The 24,827-nt window shown below is 40.0% G+C and carries 16 protein-coding genes; 5 read left to right on the forward strand and 11 right to left on the reverse strand.

Going from position 1 to position 24,827, the window contains the following annotated elements; genetic code table 11:
* Window positions 1-16: 16 nt before the first annotated feature.
* Genes V7K84_RS24900 through V7K84_RS24910 form a run of 3 tightly spaced genes read left to right on the forward strand, consistent with a single transcriptional unit; the run spans window position 17 to window position 2,790 of the window.
* Window positions 17-1,102: an ABC transporter substrate-binding protein gene (locus V7K84_RS24900; protein WP_334841979.1), complete on the forward strand. Its 1,086-nt coding sequence runs from the start codon at window positions 17-19 to the stop codon at window positions 1,100-1,102.
* Window positions 1,103-1,137: 35 nt separating this feature from the next.
* On the forward strand, window positions 1,138-2,031 hold the full coding sequence (locus V7K84_RS24905; RefSeq protein WP_334842137.1) for an ABC transporter permease: 894 nt from the start codon (window positions 1,138-1,140) through the stop codon (window positions 2,029-2,031).
* Window positions 2,032-2,085: 54 nt separating this feature from the next.
* The gene (locus V7K84_RS24910) at window positions 2,086-2,790 is read left to right on the forward strand and encodes a Uma2 family endonuclease (RefSeq protein WP_334841981.1); all 705 of its coding nucleotides are present in this window, start codon (window positions 2,086-2,088) and stop codon (window positions 2,788-2,790) included.
* 64 nt (window positions 2,791-2,854) lie between these two features.
* On the opposite strand, the gene V7K84_RS24915 is transcribed toward V7K84_RS24910, so the two are convergent.
* From V7K84_RS24915 to V7K84_RS24950, 8 genes are all read right to left on the reverse strand, one after another.
* Window positions 2,855-6,475: a hybrid sensor histidine kinase/response regulator gene (locus tag V7K84_RS24915; protein WP_334841983.1), complete on the reverse strand. Its 3,621-nt coding sequence runs from the start codon at window positions 6,473-6,475 to the stop codon at window positions 2,855-2,857.
* Window positions 6,472-6,627, reverse strand: a complete 156-nt coding sequence (locus tag V7K84_RS24920) for a four helix bundle protein (protein ID WP_334841985.1) — start codon at window positions 6,625-6,627, stop codon at window positions 6,472-6,474. Before V7K84_RS24920 ends, V7K84_RS24915 begins: the two co-directional genes overlap by 4 nt.
* Before the next feature lie 129 nt (window positions 6,628-6,756).
* Window positions 6,757-10,065 (reverse strand): GAF domain-containing protein, encoded by a 3,309-nt coding sequence (locus tag V7K84_RS24925; protein ID WP_334841987.1) that lies wholly within the window; start codon window positions 10,063-10,065, stop codon window positions 6,757-6,759.
* A 125-nt stretch (window positions 10,066-10,190) separates the two neighbouring features.
* Window positions 10,191-10,664 carry a chemotaxis protein CheW gene (locus tag V7K84_RS24930; RefSeq protein WP_334841989.1) on the reverse strand — a complete coding sequence of 158 codons (474 nt, stop codon included), beginning with the start codon at window positions 10,662-10,664 and terminating at the stop codon, window positions 10,191-10,193.
* 122 nt (window positions 10,665-10,786) lie between these two features.
* Window positions 10,787-11,149, reverse strand: a complete 363-nt coding sequence (locus tag V7K84_RS24935) for a response regulator transcription factor (RefSeq protein ID WP_292754625.1) — start codon at window positions 11,147-11,149, stop codon at window positions 10,787-10,789.
* A 483-nt stretch (window positions 11,150-11,632) separates the two neighbouring features.
* Window positions 11,633-12,832 carry a response regulator gene (locus tag V7K84_RS24940; RefSeq protein ID WP_334841995.1) on the reverse strand — a complete coding sequence of 400 codons (1,200 nt, stop codon included), beginning with the start codon at window positions 12,830-12,832 and terminating at the stop codon, window positions 11,633-11,635.
* A 619-nt stretch (window positions 12,833-13,451) separates the two neighbouring features.
* The gene (gene murQ / locus V7K84_RS24945) at window positions 13,452-14,378 is read right to left on the reverse strand and encodes an N-acetylmuramic acid 6-phosphate etherase (RefSeq protein WP_334841997.1); all 927 of its coding nucleotides are present in this window, start codon (window positions 14,376-14,378) and stop codon (window positions 13,452-13,454) included.
* 143 nt (window positions 14,379-14,521) lie between these two features.
* Complete coding sequence (locus V7K84_RS24950) at window positions 14,522-14,968, reverse strand: DUF3110 domain-containing protein (protein ID WP_334841998.1); 447 nt, start codon at window positions 14,966-14,968, stop codon at window positions 14,522-14,524.
* Window positions 14,969-15,228: 260 nt separating this feature from the next.
* On the opposite strand from V7K84_RS24950, the gene V7K84_RS24955 reads away from it, so the two are divergent.
* Window positions 15,229-21,255 carry a translocation/assembly module TamB domain-containing protein gene (locus V7K84_RS24955; RefSeq protein ID WP_334842000.1) on the forward strand — a complete coding sequence of 2,009 codons (6,027 nt, stop codon included), beginning with the start codon at window positions 15,229-15,231 and terminating at the stop codon, window positions 21,253-21,255.
* 14 nt (window positions 21,256-21,269) lie between these two features.
* Here the strand turns inward: V7K84_RS24955 and V7K84_RS24960 are convergent, their stop codons facing one another.
* Together V7K84_RS24960 and V7K84_RS24965 are read right to left on the reverse strand one after the other, a co-directional pair.
* Window positions 21,270-22,097: an Rpn family recombination-promoting nuclease/putative transposase gene (locus V7K84_RS24960; protein WP_334842002.1), complete on the reverse strand. Its 828-nt coding sequence runs from the start codon at window positions 22,095-22,097 to the stop codon at window positions 21,270-21,272.
* Between the two features lie 65 nt (window positions 22,098-22,162).
* Window positions 22,163-23,089: a carbohydrate ABC transporter permease gene (locus V7K84_RS24965; RefSeq protein ID WP_334842004.1), complete on the reverse strand. Its 927-nt coding sequence runs from the start codon at window positions 23,087-23,089 to the stop codon at window positions 22,163-22,165.
* Between the two features lie 171 nt (window positions 23,090-23,260).
* Between V7K84_RS24965 and V7K84_RS24970 the strand changes: the two genes are divergently transcribed.
* Window positions 23,261-23,923, forward strand: a complete 663-nt coding sequence (locus V7K84_RS24970) for a GIY-YIG nuclease family protein (RefSeq protein WP_334842006.1) — start codon at window positions 23,261-23,263, stop codon at window positions 23,921-23,923.
* A 222-nt stretch (window positions 23,924-24,145) separates the two neighbouring features.
* On the opposite strand, the gene trmB is transcribed toward V7K84_RS24970, so the two are convergent.
* A complete protein-coding gene (gene trmB / locus V7K84_RS24975) occupies window positions 24,146-24,793 on the reverse strand; it encodes a tRNA (guanosine(46)-N7)-methyltransferase TrmB (protein ID WP_334842007.1) in 648 nt (215 codons plus the stop codon).
* Window positions 24,794-24,827: the final 34 nt, after the last annotated feature.

Here is a 24,827-nt window from a genome sequence, read left to right on the forward strand (position 1 = left end):
ATTAACTATTAACTTAATGACTAACAGACGCCAATTTTTAAAAGGGGTGGCAGCACTTTCTAGCTTATCTTTAAGTGGTTGTGGCTGGAGGCTGGCTGAAGTACGTGCTAATTCTAATACGAATGGTCAGCCTGACCAACTTTATATCTTTACCTGGACACAATATACTGACAACCAATTACTGAAAACTTTTAGCGCTCAAACTGGCATAAAAGTGCTGGCAGATGTCTATGATTCCAATGATGTCATGCTGGCTAAATTGCAAGCTGGAGGCGGTGGCACTTACAGCATCATCAACCCATCTGATTATATGGTGCAGAAGATGGTAGACAAAGGCTTGTTAACAGAAATAAATCACGATCGCTTAATCGGTCTAGAGAATTTATTTCCCCGTTTTCAAAATCCTAGTTATGACCTCAATAACCGCTATAGTATCCCTTTTAATTGGGGGACAACAGGTTTACTTTACAATTCCGAAAAAATTAAAGATGCACCACAAGACTGGGATTATCTTTGGCAAAATCAAGAGCAACTGAATCAGCGGATGACCTTGCTTAATGATGTTCGAGAAGTTATGGGTGCAACCTTACGAATGCTCGGTTATTCTTACAACTCAAAAAATGAACAAGAAATCAAACAAGCTTATGAAAAATTGAAGGTGCTAAAACCTGCGATCGCCCGTTTTGACACAGACGCTTGGCAAAATCAAATTCTGGCAGGAGATTTACTATTGGCAATGTGTTATTCGGCAGATGCAGTGAAAATCTCTCAAGAAAACCCTAAACTCAAATATGTGATTCCTCGCAGTGGTTCTTCATTATGGACAGACACTATTGTAATTCCCAAAGCAGCCCCCAACCAAGCTGGAGCTTATGCTTGGATTAACATGATTTTGCAACCAGAAATCGCAGCCCAAATCACTCAACGCCTAAACATTTCTACGCCGAATAACGCCGGATTTGAGCAATTGCCAAAAACAATCCAAAACAACACTAATTTGTTTCCAGCAGAGTCACTGTTAAAAAATTGTGAACGTGTTACACCTGTAAGAGAATTTGAAGAGGTTTACGATCGTTATTGGACTCAATTAACTAGCAGTTAATTGAATTAGGAGTTAGGAGTTAGGAGTTAGGAGTGATTAATTTGGAAAAAAATGAGATTTCTAAAATAGAAAAATTGCAGAACCCCGTTATAAATTGGCTGCAACCTTTGGTGTTGCTGGCACCATCTGCGATTTGGTTATTACTTTTGTTGGTGCTGCCAGCTTTGATCATTTTCGAGTTAAGTTTAGTTGCAGACATCCGACCAGGAGATTTGGTCAATCCCAACGGATTCAAAAACTACATCCGAATATTTGACTCACTTTATGTGCAAGTAATTGGGCGATCGCTATTTTTTGCCTTTGGCACTACGGTAATTTGTTTAATTTTGGGCTTCCCCGTCGCCTATTGGATTGCTCAGATAGCGCCGCAGCGTTGGCGAAATTTACTGCTATTAGGCTTTGTCTTACCTTTGTGGACTTCTTCCTTACTCCGTTCTTATGCTTGGATTACAATTCTTCGTCCTACTGGTTTATTGAACAGTTTATTCAGCAATTTAGGCTTGCCTACTTGGGAATTACTCAACAATAGTCAAGCTGTATTGATTGGCATGAGTTACAGCTTATTACCCTATATGGTTTTGATTTTATATGCTTCTCTCGAAAAGCTAGATAAGCGGTTGCTAGAAGCTGCGGCTGATTTAGGTGCAAATCCGGTGGAAACTTTTTTCCAAGTAACCGTACCGCAAATTTTTTCGGGAATTGCGGCTGCTTCCATGCTTGTATTCATCACAGGCTTGGGGGATTTTGTCGATCCAGAATTACTCGGTGGTGCTTCTAGTATGACGGCGGCGCGGTTAGTTTATAACCAGTTTCTTGGAGCAACACAAAATTGGGGATTCGGTTCAGCCTTGAGTATGACGTTAATTTTGTTTGTTAGTATTGCGATCGCACTTTTAATTAAGTTTGGGGAAGCTGCGCCCAAACGCTAAACTTTTGTTGGCTCATTTATAATAAAGGCATCAAACGCCAGCGAGACAACGGTTATGCTCTCACCCGATCTCAAAAATGCGTTACCAACTACCGACGAACTTCCCTGTTCAGACGATACGCCAGTGGATAACGAAGATCAAAACTTTTTGCCCAATATTTTACTCTTCTTACTTAACTCCATTTGGGCAAATCGCATGGATTGGTACTTCGGAGTAGATATGGGAGTGTATCACACCACAGGAGTAAATCCTAGAGTACCTGTAGTCCCAGATGCTTTTTTAAGTCTGGGAGTAGAACGGAAAAAGGGCGGTAAATCACGTAAAAGTTACGCGGTTTGGGAAGAAAATGGGATAGTTCCAATATTCACATTAGAAATGGTATCCCATACTCCAGGAGGTGAATACGACGAAAAACTAGATATATATAGAAAACTCGGTGTATTGTACTACGTAATTTATAACCCTGAGTTTTGGCGACGCGACCAACATCAACCCTTGGAAGTGTATAAGTTGCTCGATGGAAACTACCAATTACAAATAGGTGAGCCTTATTTGATGTTAGAGGTGGGGTTAGGTATTGGGCGACACCAAGCTGTAATTGGCGGGATACAACAGGAGTTTTTATGTTGGTATGACGAGCAAGGAAGCCGCTATTTTACAGATGCAGAACAGGCACAACAAGAACGGCAAAGGGCTGAACAATTAGCCGAGTATTTACGTTCTCTAGGTGTAGATCCAAATAATCTACCTGGTAACTAAGTAGGGCTATTTCGCGGGAATGAAATAGCCCTACTTAATTAAGGCGATCGCATTGTCAAAATTATCAATTATTTTTCACTATGAGTAAACGATCTAAATCATTTGGATTATTGTTAATTAACTCCTTAATTTTAGAGATAAACTCATGCTCTAAAAAAGGTTTGGTTAAGTAAGCTTTTGCACCCAATTCTTGGGCAAGCTGGCGATGTTTTTCAGCGCTGCGAGAAGTAAGAATTACAACAGGTATTTTTGCTAAATTGGTGTATTGGCGGAAATTGCTCAACAACTCAAAACCATTCATTCGTGGCATCTCTAAATCGGAGACGACAACTTTAATTTCAGGATGTAACTGCAATTTTTCTAGAGCTTCTACACCATTTTGAGCTTGTATGACTTGATAGCCAGATTTTTGTAGAGTCAGAGAGAGAGTTTGCCGGAGACTAATTGCATCATCTACTACTAAAACAACTTTTGGTGATTTATAATCTGGTTCTTGAGAATAACTGAATTGGGTTTCGATAGTTGTTGTGGAAGTCGATGCCGCAAGTAATGGTGTAGATGAAAAAGTATGCCCTGATATCGGTAAGACTTTTTTATTTGACGAAGAAGCTACTGGTAGCGCCCTGATATCAAGTGTTGTTTGTTGGATTTCGCTAGATTTTACCAGTAACAAAGCATCAATTACTAAGATGAGATTACCATTAGCTAAACTACTACAACCATAAATGTATTTTGGCGGTGCGATCGCATTTCCTAAAGGTCTGATTACCAGTTCTTGTTCGCCGATTATTTGGTCAACTTCTAAAGCAACCTTTCCCTGATTTCGCTGTAGCAAAAGCACCGGATTTTTCGCTACACTTGGGTCGTGAGTATTTGAAGTGTTGTATGGAGTCTCATTATTAATGAATGAACCATTGTAATTAATCAACTTTGAAAGTTGACGAAGGCTAACCATAGTCTCATCATTGTCTATATTCCAATACAAGACTTTTTTCCCTTCAATTTCTTTAATCTGTTGTTCAGAGGGAATCAATATTCTTTCGATACTGTCCAACATCAGACCATAAACAACACCTTTGGCTTGAACTAGCATTAACTTTTCTGTAGTCATAGAAAAAGGAATTTTGAGTATGAATATTGTTCCTTGGTTGGGTAAGGATTGAACTGAAATCGAGCCGTTGAGTGCGTGCATCTGAGTACGCACAATATCTAAACCCATGCCACGACCAGAAATTTCACTTACTTTATTTGCAGTAGTAAATCCAGGCGAAAATATCAAATCTAAAAGTTCAGGTTCAGCCAGACTAGAAGCATATTTTCTAGTTTTTTCTTCAGTTTGTATGGGATAAAGTTCAGCAGCTTTTCTACGAATTCTGTCTAAATTCAATCCTTGACCATCATCACGAACTTCGATAACAGTTTGGCTACCCTGATGATAAGCGCAGATTTCGATTAAACCTTCTTCTGGTTTACCAAGCTCTCGGCGAACTTGCGGAGCTTCAATACCGTGGTCAAAAGCATTACGCACTAAGTGTAACAAGGGATCGTAGAGCTTTTCTGCGATCGCTTTATCTACTAGTACCTCACTACCAGTAAGTTTCAATTCTACAAGTTTGGCATGGACATTCCCCAATTTATTTACCATGTGGGGGAAGCGATTCAGGATATTGCCCAAAGGCGACATTCGTGCTTCGACTAAGTTATCTATAATATTAAGAGTTAAATTCTCTTGTTTATCACTAATTTGAGTAGCTTGTGTCAGAAGCAAATCGAGAGACTCTGTGGTTTCTTGTAGTTGCAGTGTTTCTTCTATTGCTTCATGCAATGTCATGTGAAATTCTGTATATACATCCATTTCTAGAGAATCAAAATCCACTGCAAAACTTTGCGTTTGCTGTGAGGTAATATTTTGTATTTGTAAAGGCAGATCGCGTAAATCGTTTAAAGTTGTTTGATGTCTAGTGAGTTGCTGTACTAGTTGCTCAATTATTTCTTTGACCTGTTCATCTTGTAAACTACGCCGTTTTTGGTAAATCAGCAATTCTCCTGCTAAATAATTGAGGTGTTGCAGTCTCTCTGTATCTACTCGAATAAATGAAGGTTGACGAAAGTTTTTAGTTTCAACATACTCTGATTTATCGTCTATTTCTTTGTTGATTTGTGTAGCTATATCAGGGATGACTTCAATAGCTGTTTTCGGAACGTCTATAACTACCTGGTCGCTGACAGTTAATGAATCAAGCTTTTCTGAAGAATTATCAGCTTGGGTTGTCACGACTTCAACAACAAGGTTCTGCCTTGCTTCTTCTCCCCATATTGCTTCTAGCAAGTTATCAGTTGATTGAGAAGATACAATCTCTTTAATAACTAACAGTTTTTGTAACTTGGGACTATCAAGCCAATTTTTCTCTTCACTAGTAACAGGAGGATAACTTTTATATTCTTTTGCTAATTTATGAATTTGGTTTTGTAATATTTTAATTCCTGAGAGGTAGCTATCAGATGCTTTCAGAGAATATTGAAATTTTGCAACTGCAAATAAAATTATTAAGATAATCCCACGTCGATAAATACAAAGACTTTGACTATCTTCTTCATCGCGAACAAAATCAAGAAAGTCTTTCAGCCAGTTTTCGATATAATTTAGCAGACTTCTTATTTCTAATCTGGGAACTAGTAAAGTCAAACTTAGTTCCGCTTCTGGTATTTGCATCTGGTGATTAAACCAGCCATAAATGTAGCGAATAACTTTTAAATAAAACTTGGCAGTTTTTGGTTTTACCGATTCGCTCTTATTGTTATCAGATGTAGTGAGAAATTCATAAAATTGTTCTAAATTAATGATAAATATGTCAGTAAATGAATTATTTTGTAATTCTTCAGACAACTCATTATTTGCCACTATTGTGAGTTTTTGTAAACCTGAAGACGGTTCTCCACCAGATGTGCGATCGCCTTCTAATACTAATTTTTTTGCTTGTTGTAAATCTGCAAGGGCAATTTCTGCAATTTGCTGTACCTGACTAGGGTTTGCTTGCAATGCTGAGAGAATAGTTTGGGAAATTTTTCCCAATCCAGGTAAATTTAAAGATTCTGCCAAGCCCAGAAATACTTCAGCTTGAGAGTGTAAAAACTCGATAAATTCGTCATTATTTGGTGGATTTTTAATAAGATCGGCAATACTGTTTAGACGTTGTTCTACTCCTACTTCAAAAACAGATTGCACAATATCAAATCCCAATTCTTCAGAAGTGGGAATATGAGATTCAGCACCAAATGCATCGCCCAGATTCTCTTGCAACTGTGCAAACACTGAAGTCGCTCGGTGAAGCAGTTCTTCATCATTAACAGTACTACCTATTAGTTCAGTATTTAATGCTATGCTCAAACATTCATAAGCTTGTAATAAAAGTGTTTGTAATTCTGCATCTACTACTACTTTTGGATTGTATAAAGCCTTAAATACATCTTCTAAAAAGTGGGAAATCGTCTTAATTAATTCTAGCCCAACGTTAGCTGCACCACCTTTAAGTGTATGAGTAGCCCGCATTAAATTGTGAATTTTAGCAATGCTATAATCTTCCGATAAGCTAAATAGTTCTTGTTCAATAATTTGGACTAATTCCGGGGCTTCAGCCAGAAAATAGATGTACCCTTGTTCGCGGATTTCGTTATCTGTAATCATATAGCCTCTTCAATATTCGCGCCAATACTTATCCCACTTCGTAGTAATTGCTTAGAAAGCACATATTCACATTGCTCTTGTAGTTTGATATATAGGTGAATAATTTCTAAAGCAAATTTAAAACTTTTCTGTTGAATAACACTCTCTGCCAATTACTCTTCTCCTCTGTTTAACTAAAAACTTACAAGTAATTAAGGTCAAAGCATTTTACATGTGCCAATAAAATAGTGCTTTATATAATTAATGCTTTGACCTAATAACTCCTAACTCTTAACTATTTTTCATTTCACTTTAAACTTACTAGCAGTTGTTAATAGCTCTTGTGCCATTCCTGATAAATCTTGGAACACAGTTGCAATTTCTTGAGATTCAGCAAAAGTTTTATCGGCAATTTCTGCGACATCTTGCATTGATTTAGTTACTGTTACAGATTGCGCCATTTGTTTTTGAGTCGCTGCGGTAATTCGCTCGATTAACTGACTAATTTCGGCAGTTGCAGAAACGATCGCATTTAAGTTTTGGCGAGTATCACTGACCAGATTTGTACCTTCTACCACCTGTTGAATACCAGTTTCCATCGCTACTGCAACTTCTCCGGTTTCTGCTTGAATCTCCTGAACTAATTTTTCAATTTCGATGGTTGCAGCTGCTGATTGGCGAGATAAAGAACGGACTTCATCAGCTACAACTGCAAAGCCTTTGCCATATTCACCAGCACGAGTAGCTTCAATGGCTGCATTCAAAGCGAGTACGTTTGTCTGTGTGGCAAAATTACCAATCAAATTCACCACTTTAGAGATTTTTTGCGAGGATTCGCTGAGGCGTTTAATCTTTTTGCTGGTTTGAGCAACGGTTTCACGAATTCCTTGGATTGCTTTGACAGTCAGGTTCATCGCAGTATCGCCAGACTCTACAGTTTGATTGGCTTGTTGCACTGCTAGTTGCACTAACTCAGCATTCGCTACCACAGCTTGAGTAGAGTCCACCATCTGTTGAATTTCGCCTAATGCTGCGGTAATTTCCTCAGATTGTTGTTGTGCCAGATTGGTTAATCCCGCTAGTGAAGACTCGCTATTGCTAGAAGTTTGGGCAACTTGTTGAGCAGCCCCTTGTACTTGAACAACAATTTGCCGCAGTGCTTGCAGAGTATTATTGTAAGCATCAGCGATCGTGCCTAGTTCGTCTTCTGTAATCGGTGCGCGTACCGTTAAGTCGCCGTTGAGAGCGGGTCTAAGGGCTGTTAGGAGTTGAATCGATCGTTGTTGGAGTAACTCCTTGGCTGCCTTTTCCCGTGTTGCTGCTTCTGCTAATTTTGCTGACTGCGCTTGTACTTGTTGCAAATATTCGGTGTGTTGTAATGCCAATCCTAACTGGCTGCCAATACGTGCTAACAAAGTAACTTCCGATTCTTCCCAATCACGAGTTCCCGAATTCTGATAAGCTGCCAGCAATCCCCACAATTGTTCGCCAGCAAATACAGGAACAATTACATAAGCTTTGGCTTCAAATTGCTCTAAAACTTCAATGTGGCAAGGAGAATGACCTACCTGATAGATATCATTTACAACAAAGTTTTCCCCTTGGGCATATCGACCTCCTTGAGTTTCTTGTAAGTGGGTATCTTCCCAGACGGTTTTGATATCGGGGCCTACCAGTTTTACCCAAAGATGACCTGCTGACTCGGCGACAAATTCCCCACTCCAGTTAGGATTGAAGCGATACACGGCAACGCGATCGCATCGCAGTAATTGCCTGACTTCTTGAGTCGTTGTTTTGAAGATTTCTTCTACATCTAAAGATTGGCGGATGCGGTTACTGATCTTGGTGACAGCTTTCTCTTGTTCTGCTATTTGAGCTAGTTTCTCAGATTTGACTCGCACTAATTCCAAATAGTCTATCTGTGATTTAGCTAAACTAAATTGCAAGCTAGTCTGAACTAAAAAGTTCACTTCCCAGCTTTGCCATTCACGGGAGCTAGAGTTTTGATAAGCTGCCAGCAATCCCCACAATTTATCCCCAAAAAATATCGGAACAATCATGTAAGCTTTGGCTTCAAACTGCTCTAAAATCTCAATATGGCAGGGAGCTAATCCTACTTCATAGATATTATTAACGATAAAGTTTTCACCTCTGACATACCGACCTCCCTTAGTTTCTTGCAAGTAGGTATCGTCCAAAACGGTTTTGATATCAGGGCCTACCAGTTTTGTCCAACCATTACTCACAGACTCAGCCACAAATTCACCACCCCAGTCAGGGTTAAAACGATAGACAGCGACGCGATCGCATTGTAGTGATTGACGCACTTCTTGAGTAGTTGTTTTGAAGACGCTTTCTACATCTGAAGATTGTCTGATGCGGTTGACTATCTTAGTGAAAACTTTCTCTTGTTCAACTATTTTAGCTAGTTGGTCAGATTTTGTTTGCACTTGTTCGAGATATTCCCCTTGTGAAATAGCGACACCAAATTGCAATCCAATTTGAGTTACAAAGGTTTCTTCCCAAGGTTGCCAATCACGAGGCCCAGAATTTTGATAAGCTGCCAACAAACCCCATAATTTTTCTCCAGCAAATATGGGTGCAATGATGTAAGCCTTCATTTCATACTGCTCTAAAATGTCAATATGACATTGAGCATGGCCCATTTGATAAATGTCATTAACTACAAAGCTTTCACCCTTGGCATAACGTCCTCCTTGAGTGTCTTGTAAGTGGCTATCTTCCCAGACCATGTAAAAATCAGGGCCGACCATTTTTATCCAGCCATTACCTACTGACTCAGCGACAAACTCGCCACTCCAGTCAGGTTTGAAGCGATAGACACCGACGCGATCGCATTTTAGTAATTGACGTACTTCTTGAGTGGTTGTTTGAAAAAGCTTATCAACATTTGATATCCGCAAAATTTTGTCGATGACTTTAGCTACCGATTTTTTTGCTAGTAGCCGCTGTTGCTGTTCTTTTTGAAATTCAAAGCTTTGTAATTTGAAAATTAGTTCTGTTGTCAGTTGAGATAGTAGGCTAATTTCTACTTCTTGCCACTGCCGCGTTGAGTAGCAATTATTGACTACTAGTAAGCCCCACACTTTACCTTCTACTACAATCGGTAAACTCAAACTAGCTTTAATTTGAAATTTATCTAGCAGTTGCTTTTGATAAGGGGTAAGTTGAATCTGATGGATATCGTCAATAACTACAGCTTCTACATAGTCTTGATTGGTATATAGACCAAAAATAATTCCGGGAATATTTTCACCTAAAGTTGGTGTCCAACCTAGTGTTCTCGATTCGGCTAAAACATTACCTGATTCCCGCGAAGTAAACTGATAAATTAAGGCGCGATCGCAGGCAATTTTTTCTCTAACTTGTGCTACAGTAATTTTCAGTAATGTATCAATGTCTGGGGCTTGGCGCATGTGAGTTGCAATGTCTTTCAACTGTCGCCGCCAAGTTTTAAATTCTTGAGATATCGCATTTAATAAAGATATTTCACTACTAGCAATATTTGCTATATGAGCGCTACCATTCTGATTTTCTAATTCAGAAATTAGATGCTCGTTCTCATGGCTATTGTTATACAAAAATGTCATTTAATTAACCTCAAAATTGTGATTGGTAATAACTGGATATGTGGCAAGCAATATTTATCTGTGATTTACTCATTAAGGATTAGGAGGTTTCAAAACAATATACCTAATCACACCTTACTAAATATTCAATTATGAATTCCCCATGCTGGAGATTGAATAATAGTTGTAGCATCCAAATTAAAAATTATCTCCTCTGAATTATTAATAAAGTATCCTTGTAAAAAAGGTGATATTTTCGGATAAAATAATTCAGCACTTGCGGGTTTCATTTCTTTAGTATCCAGCCATTCAATATCTATAAGTTGTCGCACCAATAGTCCCAAATACTTACCTTTGTTTTCTAAAACAATTGCCATCATTTTTGAAACTAAATTTGACCCTTGTGAAATTGGAGGATAACCTAACATTGCCTCTAAATCGACTAACCAAAGCATCTCACCGCGCCAATTATAAATGCCCAAGACACTAGTTGGCATCTGAGGAACGCCACATATTTCTGGTAATGATACTTGCAAAACTTCTGCGATGTGTTGTAAAGAAATTACAGCTGTATCAGTTACTCCCAAATTAAAACTTAAAAACTTTTCCTGGGTTTCCAAAGCTATCGATCCTTTGTCCTTGATTATTTATCTTTAGCCACTATTTGCAGTTATTGTTTATTCTTGGAGAGATTCATCTAAAAAATAGTGACTTCTAGGATTTGTTTATTTATGATATTTTACTAATTAAGTAATCGCTTTAAAATTACCACTAGTTCGTCGCGATCGATCGGTTTTGATAGATAACCATCAGCGCCTAACATATTACCCCAAATTTTATCTACATCACTATTTTTTGTAGAGCAAAAAACTACAGGTATATTGCTAGTGTCAGGATTATTTTTCAGTTCTCGGCAAATTTCAAAGCCACTTTTACCCGGTAAAATTACATCAAGAAATATTAAGTCTGGCTTATTTTTATCTATTTTGTCTTGAGCCTCTTCACTACTAGTGGCGCTAATCACAGAATAACCTGCCTGTTGCAAGTAACGGCTGATTATTTCCATATCTGTTAAGCCATCTTCAACAACTAAAACAGTATTCATGGCAATTACTCGTTAACTTTTTCTCAAAATGTAAACAAAATAGACAAATCCTAAATGATTCCTTAAAAAGACATGGAAGGGACTAGAGACTAGCCCTAACCCCTTTGCCCTAAACAATATTCACAAATCAAATAGGACTGCTATAAATACAAAAATTTGTATTTGTCTAATTTTGATTCAATCTTTATTTATCAACCTCAGAGAAAGTACTTAATAAACATAATTTAATATATTTTTTTGAATGTAAAATAGTTTGATAAACTAATATTATATTTTACATTTTGGATTGAAGATTTCAAATGTAAAAATGACTGATAGCAAAATAATTTCAAGGTGAAAATATATCTAAAATCGCAAATACATGATTTGAATAATAAAGTTAATTTAAAGTTGTTTAACCTCAATAATTTAATTTTTACTGAGGTGGAAAAGTCTACCAAATTTGAGGACTAATTTAGAACCAAAAATTGCCTCTAACTTTTCCTAATTACAAACCTCTAAATTAGATTTACTCTTTTCATTGCATATGCTCTGTGTAGGTAAATATTTACGTATTATACTCATTACCTTATCAGACATTACAGGTTTAGTGAGAAAATCTGTAGAACCAACTACTTTGGCACGAACTCTATCTAAAAGACCATCACTGCCTGTTAATATAATTATTGGTGTGTTGGAAAATGTAGATATTCTTCGTAACTGAGTACAAATTTCGTAACCACTAGCAACTGGCATAATCAAATCCAAAAAAATCAGGTCTGGTTTATCCTGAATCAGAGTTGGTAGAGCTTGTACAGCATCTTGAATTTTGACAAACCTAAATCCATTGGAAGTGACAATATCCTCTACCATTTTACATACTTGAGGGCTATCATCGACGCAAGCCACTAGTGGAGCAATCCGCTTCTTGGCTTGTGTGGTGGTAGAGTTATTGTTGACTTCAGTAATTCCTAAAGGCAAGTCAGGTACTTCTACCAATTCAATGATTCCTTTAAGGATATAAGGAAGCAACGAACGGGTGAGTGGTAGTACACTCTGCTTCATTTTCATGGCTAAATCTCGCAGAGTGAATTTGCCATTGATTAAATTTACAAAGTTTTTGTAGACAGATGGACTTACCATCTGCTCAAGTTGTTCTGGTCGCCGTAGAATTGGTGCTAAGTCAGGAGAAAAATTTGCTAAACCTGCTTCTGACCAAATTTTCCATGAGTCTTGCATGTGCTTTACAGACATTTCTGCACTCGTGAAGCTCATTGGCGTTTCTAAGATAACTTCTTGGTTGCGATTGCAACTTAGAGAAGCAAAGTTTCCTTGCAAAGCTAGGTCAAATAATAGTTCTGCTATTGTATTTTCCGCAATAGATTGAATCTGTTCTCTCTGAATTTTCTGTTTTTTATAAAATACTTCTATGAGTTTATAGTCCCAGTAATCAATTGATAGGTCTTGCCCACGTAACTGCAACTTATCAACATCAATCTGGGGACAATTCTGGGCTATATGTCTACGCCAACGTCGGAATGGATGAGTTCCTCCTGTTGCCCAAACTATCCGTCCCAGTCGATAGTAAAAAGTCCATTGGCTGCCCTTTGAACTCTTAATATTTAATTTGCCATTGTATTGCAACTGAGTACAAGTTTTAAATTCATTTACTAGATTATTTGAAATAAGTTCTTGATGAAGCATAGTTTGTTCCTTTTATTAAAAAGCTAGCTATTAAAAACCGATACTAGTAGAGCAAGGTGTCAATTCACCTACTATCTCAATTAACAAGACAAATTTCTGAAGTCACTTGTTAAAGGTAGGCAAGACTTTTGTCACAGTGTTCTAGCTATATAGCGATTGAAAAATATGTGAATCAGTGCAAATGGATTTGGTATATAGCAGTCTAAATCAAGATTATTAAAAGCAAGGCAGATGTTAAGATAGCAAAACTATTGCTAGTAAAGAATTTATCTAGCATAAAGTCTTTATTGGCAGAGTTTACTTTTCTGCTAATATTTATGACTAAAGTAGGTTGCCATAGTCGATATCATAGTGTATTCATATATCATTTTAATAATTTTCATACTGAATCATATCCGTATAAGTTCTGAATTTTTGTTTAAAAAAGATTAGCGGTCTCCAAATAGACTTGCTTCAGTTATTCACATTGACAATATCAGGTTAAAAATATTTATTTAAGTTTACTATTCTTAATTATGGTAATTAATAGCAGCTTTTATAAGGAATATTATTTAAAAAAAAGGCGTGCTACTAAAACAAGTAACAGCCAGATTATAAAGTATTTATTTAGAAAATTTATTCAAGGTTGCTTATCGTTTTGATAGCTGACAACAGCTGCCCTGAGATTACTTTGGTGTTCTGAAAGTAAACGATCGCCTTCGTCTTTTTCCAAACCAGTCCAGTGCATCAATAGCGCCAGCTTAACCCATTTACCACTACGTTCTAGTAAAAAACCAGCAGTTTCCCGACTTAAACCTGTGAGGTCTTGCAAAATTCGCAAAGCGCGATCGCGTAATTTTTGATTTGTTACTGCTACATCCACCATGCGATTGCCATAAACTTTGCCTAGCTTGACCATCACACCGCTAGAAAGAATATTTAAAGCTAATTTAGTGGCTGTACCAGCTTTCAGGCGAGTTGAACCGGCGATTATTTCTGGGCCTGTCAATAGGCGAATGTCAATATCGGCATCAAAGCTAACTTGTTCAGCAGGAACGCAGGCGATAAAAATAGTTGTAGCTCCTCGCTGACGAGCAGCATGAAGCGCACCGTGGACATAAGGCGTTGTGCCACCAGCGGTAATGCCAACTACGACATCTAATTGGGTAATTTGTCGTTGGGCGATCGCCGCCTCACCATCTTCAATGCTGTCTTCTAAATCTTCAGAACTACGTACTAGTGCGCCAGCACCACCAGCAATAATCCCCTGTACCAACTCTGGGGGTGTACAAAAAGTAGGTGGACACTCCGCAGCATCTAACACCCCTAATCTGCCACTTGTACCCGCACCGATATAAAATAGGCGCCCTCCGTGGCGCAAACGCTCTGCGGTGCGCTCAATTGCCTCTGCCAACTGAATTTTCGCCGCTGCAACTGCTGCGACGGCCTTTTGGTCTTCGTCATTAAACAACTCCACCAATTCCAGGGAACTAAGCTGGTCTAAGTTCAGACTATTAGGATTTACCAGCTCAGTTAAAAGATGCCCGCGTTCTTGCAAATTTGTCATTTGTCATTTGTCCTTTGTTCTACCCTACGCCGCCCTTTCTTTGGGCATCTATATGTTGTCCGTTGTCATTAGTCAGTTACCGACCAATGGCCAATGGCTAATGGCCAATGGCTAATGACCAATGACTAATGACTAATGACTAATTACAACAACCCTTCCAATTTGCGACGCATCTTCTCTAGTTCAGAATCAGACAATTCTGGTTCTTCTAGCGGCTGTTGATTGAGAGGGAAGGTGTCTTCAACAGTATCCTCCTTCTGGGCATCTTCTTGCCAGTCAGTTTTTTCGACGTTAAGTTCTGGGGGAGTTACAACTAAATTGCTGTTTTCTGGGATGATTTCCCATTCATATCCAGCACTTTCGCAAAATTCCTTGATTTCTTCAGCATCCATCGGCTCCGGTGTGGGTGCGGGGAAATCCTGAGCTTCTAACATCAGGGCAAAGCGTGTCGCATCGTCTTCTGACTCGAACATCAGAATTTTATTGCGTAGCTTGCCGCCGTAGGCATCGCCTTCCCGAATCGTGTGAATCCCCTCATTTTCCGTTCGAGCATTAAAAATTAACACAAAAACACGCATTGGTGTAATCATCTGTCCTTTTTAAGGTTTATTCATATTAAAGTTCGAGATTGTGCCTCAAAGAAAGTCACAGGAATAATTTTCACTCTATTCAGATTTTCCTGAAAACGCCAATATTATTAAGCATAAGTATTGGATCGACAAAATACCGTAACTCAACCAATGGGGTCTTGGGTTTAGTTGGCGTATCCTGGAAATGGCATACTGAACCAATGTGCCAGTTAATGCTTGTGTGTGCCAGCGACATCCGGCAATTAATACAGTGAAAGCAAATGACTAAATCTACCAATCAAGATATTCATTCCCCCTCCCCTATCCGCAAACGTATGTGGTTGCTGGTGTTGAGCCGGGGTAGCATTGCCTTGAGTGGACTTTTGCTGTTAGGAGTTATCGTTGGTATTTGGCGGTTGTGGACTTTTGTCCAAACAGAGTTAACACCGTTGGCACAACAAAGTCTAACTACTACACTCAACCGTCCGGTAAAACTAGGAAGAGTCACACAATTTTCGTTGACGGGAGTACAGTTTGGTGCTTCAGCTATCCCAGCCACACCTACAGATGCAGATCGGGCCACAGTCGAATCTGTAGAGGTGGGTTTCGATCTGTTACAACTAATTTTTAATCGCCATCTAAAGCTAGATGTAACCTTAGTCAACCCAGATATTTACATTGACCAGGATGACCAAGGGCGTTGGGTTTCCACTACCATCGTGTCATCAGGTGGAAGCAGTGCAATTAAAACCGATTTGGACTACCTGCGGTTTCGTAATGCCAAGCTGGCCTTGATGCCGGATGAGAGAGAGGGAGATGAGGAGGTAGAGGGGCAGGGGGGCAGCACTTCGGCTACGCTCAGTGACCGAGGGGCAGAGGGGCAGAGGGGCAGGGGGGCAGAGAAGCAGGGGGGCAAGGGAGAATACCCAAATTCTAATTCAGTAACGGCTCAACGCTCTGCTACCGCTAACAACACTCAGCAATTGCCGGTGCTATTTTCTCAACTCAATGGATCTGCTCAACTTTTAGCAAATAATCAGTTGATACGGTTTGAAGTTGGGGGTCAAGCAGACAGTGGTGGCAATATTTCCATTCAGGGAGAGACACGTTCTAAGGTGCTAGCAGGGACTTTCCAGGTGCAAGCACAAGATTTTCTGGCTGAGAATATTACTCGGTTGATTAAGTTACCAGTGAACTTACAGGCGGGTCGAGCCAATGGCGATTTGTTAGTTCGGTTGACACCAGGACAGCAAACTTTATTGTTTGGCAACGCTACTGTGCAAGGGGTAACGCTGCAAATACCCAAAGTTCCGCAATTATTGAGCAATAGCCAAGGAAACCTGCACTTCCAAGGAACGGAGTTGCAGTTAAATAATGTTACTAGCAACTACGGCAAAATTCCTTTAGTGGCTACGGGAATCATCGATTCTAAAGCAGGCTTGAAGTTAGCAGCGCGTGTCAATGCGGTAAGTTTGGCGAATGCCCAAGAGACTCTTAAGGTAAAATTACCTGTACCGATCGCTGGACAAGTACAAGCTTCTTTACAGATTACTGGAGCAACTAAAGAGCCAATTCTCTCCGGCTCAGTTGCGACGATTAAAACTGCCAGAATTGATAAAGTTGATTTTAATAGCATCAGTAGTAAGTTTGAGCTTGCTACTAGTTCCTCTTTAATTACCTTAAAAGATATTCAAGGTAAAGCCAAAGTTGGTGGTGAGATTACGGGCGCTGGTACAATTAGACTTGGTAAAAGTCCGCGACTGGATTTAAATTTCGCTGCCAAAAATGTTCCAGGGGATGCGATCGCCAAAGTCTACGAAACAACACCGACCTTTCAAATCGGCAATGTCTCTGGTACAGCTCAACTAACTGGCGCTCCTACCAATGTCCAAACTGTGGTACAGTTTCAAGCTCCCAATGGAACTTACCCCGGAACTGGTGAAGTTGCGATCGCTCCAAATCGCAACGTATCTTTCCGCAATGTGGCTCTGAATGTGAGTGGTGGGACAGTTCGGGCGACTGGTAGTTATGCCAATGAGCGTTGGCAAGCTGTGGCTGTTTCCTCTGGGGTGAAGTTAGAACCCTTTGTAGACAAGAGTCAACTGCAAAATGTCTCTTTGGCGGGAGCACAGTTCAATGGTCGTCTCCTCCTCTCAGGCAGCACAGCACCATTTGAAATTGCCACAATTCGCAGTGATGGTGCAGGAGTTCAAATTGGTGGCGGCACAGTTGCAGTTTCTAATATCCAACTGCAAGACCAAAGTTTCTCGGCTCAACTGGTAGCTAATGGTGTGCGGTTGGGACAAATATTGAAACAGTCTCCCCCGGCTTTAGATAATCCTTTGGCGGGAACATTCCAAATCGCAGGTAGCAGAGATGATTTCAGCCTAAAAACCTTCCGTGGCAGTGGCGAGGGTCGCCTTGCTATTGGCAGAGGTACGGTTACAGCCTCTAATATCCAAGTGGCGAATGGTGTCTATCAGGCACAAGTTCAGGCTAAGAATGTGCCTGTGCAGAAGTTGGGAAAAGTACCAAAGCAGTTTCAAGGGGCGTTAACTGGTAAGTTCGATGTAGCGGGTTCTGTTGATTCTTTTAAACCACAAACTATTCAAGCTAACGGTCAAGCGCGGATAAATGTTGCGGGTGGAACTATTACAGCCTCTAATATCCAAGTGGGTAATGGTGTATACCAGGCGCAAGTTCAGGCTACTAATGTACCTGTGCGGCAGTTGGCAGCAGTACCACCGCAGTTTCGAGGGACGTTAACTGGTCAAGTAAATGTGGCGGGTTCTGTTGAATCCTTCCAACCGCAAACTATCCAAGCCAGTGGTCAGGGACGGCTGGATGTTGGGGGTGGAACTATTACAGCCTCTAATATCCAAGTGGGTAATGGTGTATACCAGGCGCAAGTTCAGGCAACTAATGTACCGTTACAGCAGTTAGCAGCAGTACCACTACAGTTTCGAGGGACGTTAACTGGTCAAGCAAGCGTGGCGGGTTCTGTTGAATCGTTCCAACCGCAAACTATCCAAGCCAGCGGTCAGGGACGGCTAGATGTTGCAGGTGGAAATATTACAGCCTCTAATATCCAAGTAGCTAATGGTCGCTATCAAGCTGTAGTTGATGCTGCTGGTGTGGAATTAAATCGGTTAAATCAGCAATTGCGGGGACAGTTTGGCGGTCAGTTGCAATTAGCCGGTACGCTAGGATCGTCCAAATTAGCTGATGTGCGTGCTGCTGGACAGGTGCAATTATCCCAAGGTATCCCTGGTTTAGAGCAACCCTTGAGTGCTGCGATCGCTTGGAGTGGTGAAAGGCTGACTATTGAGCGAGCAACTGCTCCCGGTTTAAGTGTTACTGGTAACATATTAGCCAATGCAAAACAAGCAGGTATACCGGAAATTACTGCCCTAAATCTCAACGTCCAAGCCCAGAATTACAACTTAAAACAGTTACCAATTAATCTTCCCAATCAAGTTGCTGTGGCGGGGAGAGTAGATTTTAATGGTCAAATCACTGGTAAGCTGCCCTTACCAAATGTAGTAGGGCAAATCAACTTACGAGACTTGGTTGTTCAAGATATTGCTTTTGAGCCGTTGTTAACTGGAAACATCGATTCAGAACAGGGACGCGGTTTGAGTTTAAACTTGGCAGGTAATAGCGATCGCTTATCCTTCAATTTAGATGCCAATAATCGCCCGAAATCTTTCTTAGTCAAATGGCAGCAAGCATCAGCCACAGGTAATGTTCAAGGGAATGATTGGGCGCTGAAAGTTGCCAATTTCCCCTTACAAATATTGAATTTGACTCCGCCACCAATTACTCGATTGGGTGCTGGTAAGATAGCTGGGTTGTTAACTGGGGATGTGCTGTTTAATCAGCAGACATTGGCAACAACGGGAAATTTAGCGATCGCAAATCCGCAAATTGGCCGGGTTAAAGGCGATCGTTTAGCTGCTCAATTCCGCTACGGTGACGGTAAAGCTACACTCACTAATAGCGAATTTGTCAAAGGAAAAAGTAGCTACGCCCTTGTTGGTACTGTGGCTCAAAGCCCTAAAGGGCCTAAATTACAAGGTAAACTGAACGTCAAGCAGGGTGAGATCCAAGATGTTCTAGCTGTAGCAAAGGTATTTGATTTACAAAATTTGCCAGGTGGTTCAGCAGAAATCTACGGCACCGCAGCGGATCTGACTACCAACCCCCAAGGAACGCCAAATGAACCCTTATTAACCCAAATCCAACGGTTTTCTGAAATTGAAGCTTTGGTGGCAGAACAGGAAGAACAGCGACTTAATTCAACACCAATACCAGATTTGGCAGACTTAAAGGGGACTTTCAATGGAGAAGTGGCTGTAAATACAGCTACAGCCAATGGGTTATCAGTGGATTTTAATTTAAATGGGCAAGACTTTGCTTGGGGTAAAAAGGAAGAACGAAATCGTTTTTATACTGCCGAAAAAGTGATTGCCGAAGGCAACTTTGAGAACGGTGTTTTAAGTTTGCGACCATTACGAATTGAATCTCAAAACAGGCTGATTGCCTTTACGGGTAACGTTGGTGGTGATGAACAATCTGGTCAGCTGCGGGTGAATAATTTTCCAGTACAACTATTGAATAATGTTGTCAAACTACCAGTTGGAATCACAGGTAATCTTAACGGTACAGCAGCTTTAGCCGGCAGTATTGCTAATCCTCAAGCTAGAGGAGAATTGCAAATCACAGAAGGAATACTAAATCAAAGCAAAATAGAGTCAGCAACAGCAAGTTTCAGCTATGCCAACGGACGTTTAAACTTTGGTAGTACTGTAGCCGTTGCTGGCCCAAAACCTGTTGATATTACTGGCAGCATCCCTTATAAATTACCTTTTGCTTCCGTCGCACCAGACAGCGATCAAATCAGTTTGGATATGAAGTTGGAAAACGAGGGATTGGGGCTATTAAACGCATTGACTAATCAAGTGGTATTTGAGAAAGGTGAAGGAGAAGTAGACCTCAAAGTGCGAGGAACACTGAAAAAACCCGAAGTAAATGGAATTGCTACTGTCAATAATGCTACTTTTTCAGCCCAGGCTTTGCCACGTAAGCTGAGAGGTGTCACAGGTAGAGTGCTGTTTAATTTCGACAGCATCTTAGTAGAAAATCTTCAAGGTAGATTTAGCCGTGGGACGGTAGAAGCTGCTGGAGAAATTCCCATCTTCAACAATGAGAACGTAACTATCAAAAATCCCCTGACTGTTAATCTCGATCAGCTTGCATTGAATCTCAAGGGACTTTATCAGGGAGGCGCTAGTGGCAATTTGCAGATTACTGGTTCTGCCCTTAATCCCATAATTGGCGGTAGAGTAAATTTATTTGATGGTAAAGTATTGCTGGCAGAATCTACCGACACTGCGACATCTGCAAACGGTAGTATTGGCGTATCACCTACAAAAGATAATAAGCAGAGCAAATCTGAAATTGGGAATGGGACAGGAAATACTAACGCTAGATTTAATAATTTAGATTTGGAACTAGGTAAAAACGTCCAAATTACCCGTGACCCTATTCTCAACTTCCGCGCCAGCGGTAATCTCATAGTTAACGGCTTAATCAATCAGCCGATACCTGATGGCACTATTCAGTTAGAAAAAGGAGGGGTAAATTTATTTACTACCCAATTTAACCTTGCTCGTGGCTATAAACACACTGCAACTTTTAGTCCTTCTCAACCCCGCGACCCCAACTTAGATATTCGGCTATTTGCCAAAGTACTAGATGTAACTCAAAGTAATGACTTCAGCCGGGTAAATTCTACAGGTTTATCAGCGTTAGAGAGTGTTCGAGTCGAAGCTACTATCAACGGTTTAGCTAGCAAACTAAATGAAAATCTAGAATTAACAAGTAGTCCCTCACGTAGTCAAACCGAAATTGTTGCTCTTTTAGGAGGTGGATTTGTAGACACCCAAGGACGTGCAGACAGTACTTTAGGTCTGATTAATATTGCAGGTTCGGCTGTATTTAACAATTTTCAGTCAGCTTTTAACCAGATTGGGAGTACCTTTGGCTTAAGTGAACTGCGGATATTTCCTACCGTTATATCTGAGAATCCCGAAGCAGGAAGAAGCAATTCAACTTTAGAATTAGCAGCAGAGGCTGGGGTTGACATTTCTTCCAAAATATCCGTTTCCAGTATCAAAATTTTGACAACAAACGACCCCTTTCAATGGGGTATTAATTACCGGATAAACAATGAATTTCGCGTGCGTGCCTCCACTAACTTAACTGATGACAGTCGTGCAGTAGTGGAATATCAAAAGCGGTTTTAAAGAAATTTCTTCAATTACGAATTACTTCCTGTTCCCTCTTCTCCTGGCTTATCAATAGCTTGTTGTACTTGTTTAACATCCAATTCTAATGCTTCAGCAATTTGCTCTATACTTAAACCCAACTTAAGCAGACGTGGTATCGTATCGAGCTTTGTTTCTTTGCGAACCTCTTCTTTTACTTCCTGCTTTGTTTCTTCCTTTACTTCCTGGTAAAATTTAGTTTGTCTCCAATCGGTTAATCCAAACATTGCTTCTAACTCCTGCTGACTTTTGTTTACAAATTTGTATATAAGCATTCTCTCTACTAATTCTAAAAGATTGCTCCGGTTAGCTTCATCCGTTTGTTGTACTTGTTTTATCAAGTTTTTCGCTTGCTGTACGGCTCGATCTTCGGCTGCAACTACTAACTTAATTATGCCTAGCCCAATCGAAGATGATGGTACTTTATCTAATTCGTCTAAATAAATTATACGAATTTGCTGTGGAGCTAATGATGTTTGATAAATGAATGGTATACCTGGATCGAGATTACGTTGAGCAAAAAGTAATACTGCTTGCCAGCGACGTTGAGGTTTATATTGATTTATATAGAAGAAAGCTTCTGTAATTATTCGCCAGTAAATATCATCATCGCGCTGAAACTGTACTTCAACAAAATATATTGTGTCTTCTGGGTAGTCAGGTTTTGGTAAGAATAAGCCATCGATGCGACGTGCTAATTCTTTGATTTCTACTGAGGTAAATTGGTAGTGTAATGCTAAAGCTTGCGATTGTTCCAAAAGTTCAAATAACACACCTGGAATAGTTTGAAATAAGGTGTAAAAAATCGTGTCTGTTTTCATGCACTCTCGATATTTGAATATTTTCAGATTATCGGAGATGAGGGAAGATGATTTTTCTAAATTTATTAAATTGTGATATCATCACCTTGTTGATTAATAGCTAATCGCAAAACTGACAATCCTAAAATTATCAAAAATAGCACTAGACCAATTGTGCAAGCATAGCTAATTTCCAGGTTATTGAAGGCTTGCTCATATAAATAATAAACAATCGTCTTCGAGCTACTGAGTGGGCCTCCTTGAGTCATAATGTAGACTTCTTCAAAGACTTTGGTCGCAGAAATAGCCGAAATTACCGCCACTAGGGCTAAATATGGCTTCATTAAAGGTATGGTAATATCCCAATGTTTGCTGATACCATCAGAGCCATCAATAGCTGCGGCTTCGTACACATCAGCGGGAATTGATTGCAACCCCGCTAAATAAATCACCATGTAGTAGCCTAATCCCTTCCACACGGTGACAGCCATGACGCTGGCAAGAGAAATTGGTACAATGCCAAAAATTTTTGCTGGGCTAGTTAGCCAAGGAATACCTTCTGGAAAAAGACCTAAAGCTTTAAATAACTGATTCAGTAATCCGTTTTCTGCATACAGCCATTTCCAAGCGATTCCTGCAACCACCATTGAAATTACCACTGGAGTGTAGTAAGCTGCTCTAAACCAATTCATCCCCCGCAGTTTCTGATTTACCAAAATTGCCAGTATTAAAGGAGCAATTACTAAAATTGGTACTACACCCACAAGATATAAAAAAGTGTTTTCCAAGGTTTTCCAAAAAACTACATCCTTCCAAAGCTTGAGGAAGTTGGCGAAACCTATCCATTGTGGTGGCTGGGCAATGTCTTCATAACTGGTAAAACTGAGGTAAAACGCTTGTAGTGCAGGCCAAAAGACAGTTAAGCCTAAAAGGACTAAGGCGGGTAATAAAAATAAATAAGGGGTAAGCCGCTGTTTGATGAAGATCCAATTTTTAGGTATCAATTGATTCATAGGAAGTTTTATAGTTATTTTCACTTTGTCAGAAAAAGAATTTGGAGATGTGAGTAGATTTAAGCTTCAATATTTTAAGGGCATTATTTGCTTGTGTAAGCATTGGCGTAGCCTCTCGTAGAGAAGCTCGTCGTAGAACATCACTAATTAATAACTTGGAGATCAACTGCAATGGAAACTCAGCACAATCCGCCAATTGAACATCAAAATGTCCCCATAAACCACCGTGGACTGCATGATTTTTTGTATAGTTCTGACAACGAACACGCCCCCATTGAGGTGAGTATAACTCCTGAACTGGCAAATAATGGTACTGAAATCATTGACTTTGAGACTTGGAGTGTGGCTGCTCAGAACGCTAAAATTGCCGGAGTTTACGCAGTATTAGATGCAGAACGCCGCACGCAGTACATTGGCTATTCTCGGAATGTGTTGCTTTCCCTAAACGGCCATCTTCGCCAAAATGGCGAACAAAAGTGTGCTTTTGTCCGCGTGCAAGCATTCAAGTTTCCCAAACGTCAAGAAATGGAAGATTTGCGAGATGCGTGGATAGCAGAACTCGAAAGTACGCCACCTGGTAATGCAAATGATTGCGGAATGTGGTCTAGTACGGTAGGTGAAGCGACTAAGGCGGTAATGTCAGAAGCCCAACTTCAAGCCTACGAGGAGAAAAAGCTAAAACTGCGGAAAGCAATGGCTGATACAACTCTTTCTAAAGAGTTAGAAACAATAGATGCGAGTGAAGCCGAACGTCAGCGTCAACTTGAAGCTGCTGTGAACAACGATGACTGGAGTGTAATTATCGACGCACAGACACAGGAAACTAAGTATTGATTTTTGTCTGCTTGATTGCGCTATCTAACTTTTTGAGTAATACCAATTCAAAATTTTGACCCTTAATAAAACATTTATGTCCCAAAAAACTTTCCAATTCTAGGCAATGTTTAATAAAAATATAACAAGCAAGACTTAAGTAATATTAATAAATATTTATAAGGCTGCTCAATAAAACTTCAAATTCAAAATTGGGGAATAGAGTTGATATTATAAACATCTCTATTCTGTACTTCTCACCCTTTCAAACAAAGCTCGATAGACAGGCTCACCCTTTTTTTGCGTGCCTATTTCCCGTTCTGTGGGTACTGGTAGCGGATTTTCGGCTAGCCATTCTCCTATACCAACTTTCTGAAAAGCTGAATTAGCAGCAAAGCGATCGCGCATTTCCACAGCCACAAATTCCATATCTGATTGCAGAAATACCAACCCCCCAACCGCGAGATAATTAGCTAAGTCTGCCACTAATTCTGGTTGGACTACACGACGTTTAGCGTGGCGGGTTTTAAACCAAGGATCGGGAAATTGAATAGTAACGCGTTGTAAACTTCCTAGAGGCAGGGAAGATAAAAGCGAGCGCAGTGAATTATTCACATTGCAAAATAAGTAGTGCAGGTTTGTTAAACCTAACTCAGAACGTAACTTATTCGCTTCCACCACCAACGGTTCCCGAATTTCCAAGCCGAGAAAATTCCAGTTGGGTTCTATCTTAGACATATTCAACAAAAACAGTCCCTTAGCGCAGCCAATATCTAAATGTAGTGGTTGATTTGGCTTTGCATAAATTTTTTCCCAGTCAAGGGGACTTGCTGGTGTTTGATACTTTTTACCAAGTGGATTAACATGCTGGCGGACTCGGACTGCTGCCAAAATTTGTTCTCCTTTACGTGAAAATATCCTGTGT

Origin of the sequence: Nostoc sp. (assembly GCF_036917315.1) — a bacterium.
Taxonomy (GTDB): Bacteria; Cyanobacteriota; Cyanobacteriia; order Cyanobacteriales; family Nostocaceae; genus Nostoc.